Source organism: Clostridium celatum DSM 1785 (assembly GCF_000320405.1).
In the GTDB taxonomy this organism is placed as follows: Bacteria; Bacillota; Clostridia; order Clostridiales; family Clostridiaceae; genus Clostridium; species Clostridium celatum.
On the sequence record NZ_KB291678.1, the window covers coordinates 1 to 3982 of the forward strand.

A 3982-nucleotide genomic window follows, 5' to 3' on the forward strand; every position below is an offset into this window, starting at 1 on the left:
GACTCTCAAAAGAATTGCTGGTTCTTAAATTTTATTCTGTTCAATTTTCAAAGATCAATTCGCAATCAACCTGACTGCCTATTTATAATAACATTTTTCTTTTTTTATGTCAACAACTTTTTTTAAAAAACTTTTTTGTTTTTTTCTAAGTTGTTTTCACATTCATCAGAAACATTTCGCTTCGTTTGTTTCATTTGTTCCCGACGACGTGTTTTATATTAACATGTTTAATAGTTAATTTAATATATATATATTACTTTAATAATAATTTATATGCTTTTTTATCCTTTTTTCTCTTTTCTACTCTTTTTTTCTCATATTGATACACTAGGAATTGTTGACGCCTTTTTCTTTAACTTCTCTCTAAAATCTATATTAAAACAACCTTATTTTCATAAAAAAACTTAAGTAAAATATTAAAAATCAATTAATAAATTTCATTTTATATCAATTAACTTTTATTTTTTTCAATCTTTATATAAGAAAAAATATTAATAGCAATAAAAAAAGAAATAGTAACAATACTACTTCTTTTTAATCTATATACTATATACTATATACTATTTACTATTTCTTTAAACTTATTTCCCCTTATTGCAAAGTTAGGGAACATATCAAACGATGCACATGCTGGTGCTAATGTTACGATATCTCCTGGCTGTGATATTTCCTTTGCCTTAATTACAGCTTCTTCTAAAGAATTAACAATAATAATAGGTACCTCTATATTTTTTTCTTCTTTTAATTTATCAAAAGCTTCTTTTATTAAATATTTGGTATCTCCTAGAAGTATTAATTCTTTTATAAATGGATATCCCTTTTCTGCTAAAGGAGCAAAAGGTATATGTTTATCATATCCTCCCGCTATTAATATAACTTTCCTTTCAAAAGCAAATAATCCAGCTAATGTTCTTGTAGGACTTGATGCAATAGAATCATTATAATACTTTACTCCATCAATTTCTCTTACTAACTCACATCTATGCTCAACTCCAGTAAAGCTTTCAGCTACTCTTTTCATTGTATCTAATTCAACATCATCCTTTGTTGCTATAAATGCAGCTAAGTAATTTTCTACATTATGCATTCCTTTAATAACTATATCATCTTTCTTACATACTTCTTTGCCTTCTAAATATAGAACTCCATTCTCAAAATATGAGCCATTTTCCAGCACTCTTTTAGAAGAAAACTCTCTTATTTCTCCTTTAGCTTCATTTTCAAATCCATAAGTTATTTCATTTTCTCTATTTACAACTAATACATTTTCCTTATTTTGATATAAGAATATATTTTTCTTTGCATCAATATATTCTTGCATATCTTTATGCATATCTAAATGGTTTGGTGCTAAATTAGTAACTACGGCAACATCAACTGCAGTATCCATAGTCATAAGTTGGAAACTCGATAACTCCAATACTACCATATGATTTTCTTCAATTTCTTCTATATTAGAAAATAGCGGTGTACCTATATTTCCCCCTACCCAAGTTTTATATCCTTGAGCTTCTAATAACTTAGATACTATAGTGGTAGTTTTTGTTTTTCCATCAGAGCCTGTTATTCCATATATTTTCCCTCTACAATACTTAACGAACTCTTCCATTTCTGATGTTATATATGCACCTTCATTTTTAGCCTTGACTAATGCTTCACAATCAATTCTCATAGATGGAGTTTTAAATACAACTTCAAAACCTACTAACTTATCTAGGTATCCTTCTCCTAATTCTAAATTTACACCTTTTTCTTTAAATTCTATAGCAACTTCTCCTAATACTTCTTCTGTTTTCATATCAAAAGCAGTTACTTTAGCTCCTAACTTTACTAAAAAATTTATTAAAGGTATATTACTAACCCCAATTCCTACAACTGCAACATTTTTTCCCTTAATAAAATTTTTAAATTCATTAATATCCTTTTTCATATTTACCTCCAACTTATTTATATCAAAGCTACTTTATTATATCTTTTTAATTCTGTCCCATTTCTTTCTAATTATAACATTATAGAATATTATATTCTATCCATATAGGATTTTATCGCTTTAATAATTAATAAAAAAAATACTGAAAGCAACTCTTGTGGAATTACCTTCAGTATTATTAATTAAAATTCTAAACTTTTTGCTATGAAGTCATTTAACTCTTCAATCTTAACTCTTTCTTGAGTCATAGAATCTCTATGTCTTATAGTTACACATCCATCATTTTCAGTCTCAAAGTCAACTGTTATACAGAATGGAGTTCCTATTTCATCTTGTCTTCTGTATCTCTTACCAATACTTCCTGTTTCATCGTATTCAATATTAAAGTTTTTAGCTAACATTGAATATACTTCATCAGCCTTTTCTGATAATTTCTTAGATAGTGGTAATACAGCAGCCTTATATGGAGCTAATGCTGGATGTAAGTGCATTACTGTTCTAACATCTCCACCTTCTAATTCTTCTTCATCATATGCATCTACTAAAAACGCTAAAGCAACTCTATCTGCACCTAATGATGGTTCTATACAATATGGAACATACTTCTCATTAGTTGTTGGATCTAAGTATGTCATATCTGTTCCTGAATGTTCAGCATGCTTCTTTAAGTCATAGTCTGTTCTATCTGCTATTCCCCAAAGTTCTCCCCAACCAAATGGGAATAAGTATTCTATATCAGATGTTGCATTTGAATAGAATGATAACTCTTCTTCACCATGATCTCTCATTCTTAAGTTAGATTCATTAACACCTAAATTCTTTAAGAAGTTCCAACAGTAATCTTTCCAATATCCAAACCACTCTAAATCAGTTCCTGGTTTACAGAAGAATTCTAATTCCATTTGTTCAAATTCTCTTGTTCTAAATGTAAAGTTACCTGGAGTAATTTCATTTCTAAATGACTTACCAATTTGAGCTATACCAAATGGTACTTTTTTTCTTGAAGTTCTTTGAACTGATTTGAAATTAACAAATATACCTTGAGCAGTTTCTGGTCTTAGATATACTGTACTAGCTGAATCTTCAGTTATACCTTGGAAAGTTTTGAACATTAAGTTGAACTTTCTAATATCTGTATAGTTCATTTTTCCACACTTAGGACAAACTATGTTGTTCTTAGTTATGTACTCCATTAATTCTTCATTAGTCCATCCATCAGCTGTAGCAACCTCTGCTCCATTTTCAGTCATATGATCTTCAACTAGCTTATCTGCTCTAAATCTTGACTTACATTCTTTACAATCCATTAATGGATCTGAAAATCCACCAACGTGTCCTGATGCAACCCAAACCTCTGGATTCATTAATATAGCACAATCTACACCAACATTGTATGGGCTTTCTTGAACGAATTTTTTCCACCAAGCCTTCTTAACATTATTTTTGAACTCAACTCCTAATGGACCGTAATCCCATGAGTTTGCAAGTCCTCCATAAATTTCTGATCCAGGAAATACAAATCCTCTGCTTTTACATAAAGCAACGATTTTATCCATAGTCTTTTCTACTGCCATGTTTTCTTACCTCCAATTTTTTTAGTGACAATTTAATCTATTGAGTTATATTTGCAATAAATTAGTTAGCTATATTAAAACTAGTCACATTTATTCTTTTATAATAAAAAAAGCCTTATAACCACAAAGGGACGAAAATAACTTTCCGCGGTTCCACCCTTCTTGGCTAAAGCCCAACTTTCATAAATTACACTCAAAAGCTCCTTTCATCTTACTATCTTAATGATTTACACCAACCATCATCTCTCTGAAAAGATAAATAAAATTACTCTTCTTTATCATTGCGTATATTAAATTATATTTTAATTTTACCAAAAGCCTATTATATGTCAAGTAACATACCTATTTAAAAAGACTTTTTTATTATATAAATAAACTTTCTAAAAATTATAAAAAATAAAAGAGTTTTGTATCAACAGACATTATCTGCTCCTACAAAACTCTTTAAAATTAAAATGGCTCCGCGAAGAGGACTCGA

The 3982-nt window shown here is 29.0% G+C and carries 2 protein-coding genes and 1 other annotated feature; both genes read right to left on the bottom strand.

Features of this window, described 5'->3' with window-relative positions; translation table 11 throughout:
* Window positions 1-553 precede the first annotated feature (553 nt).
* The gene (murD, locus tag HMPREF0216_RS12535; protein ID WP_005214828.1) at window positions 554-1930 is read right to left on the bottom strand and encodes a UDP-N-acetylmuramoyl-L-alanine--D-glutamate ligase; all 1377 of its coding nucleotides are present in this window, start codon (window positions 1928-1930) and stop codon (window positions 554-556) included.
* Between the two features lie 182 nt (window positions 1931-2112).
* A complete protein-coding gene (locus HMPREF0216_RS12540) occupies window positions 2113-3504 on the bottom strand; it encodes a glycine--tRNA ligase (RefSeq protein WP_005214829.1) in 1392 nt (463 codons plus the stop codon).
* A gap of 124 nt (window positions 3505-3628) precedes the next feature.
* Window positions 3629-3795 (bottom strand) — a binding site (T-box leader).
* Window positions 3796-3982: the final 187 nt, after the last annotated feature.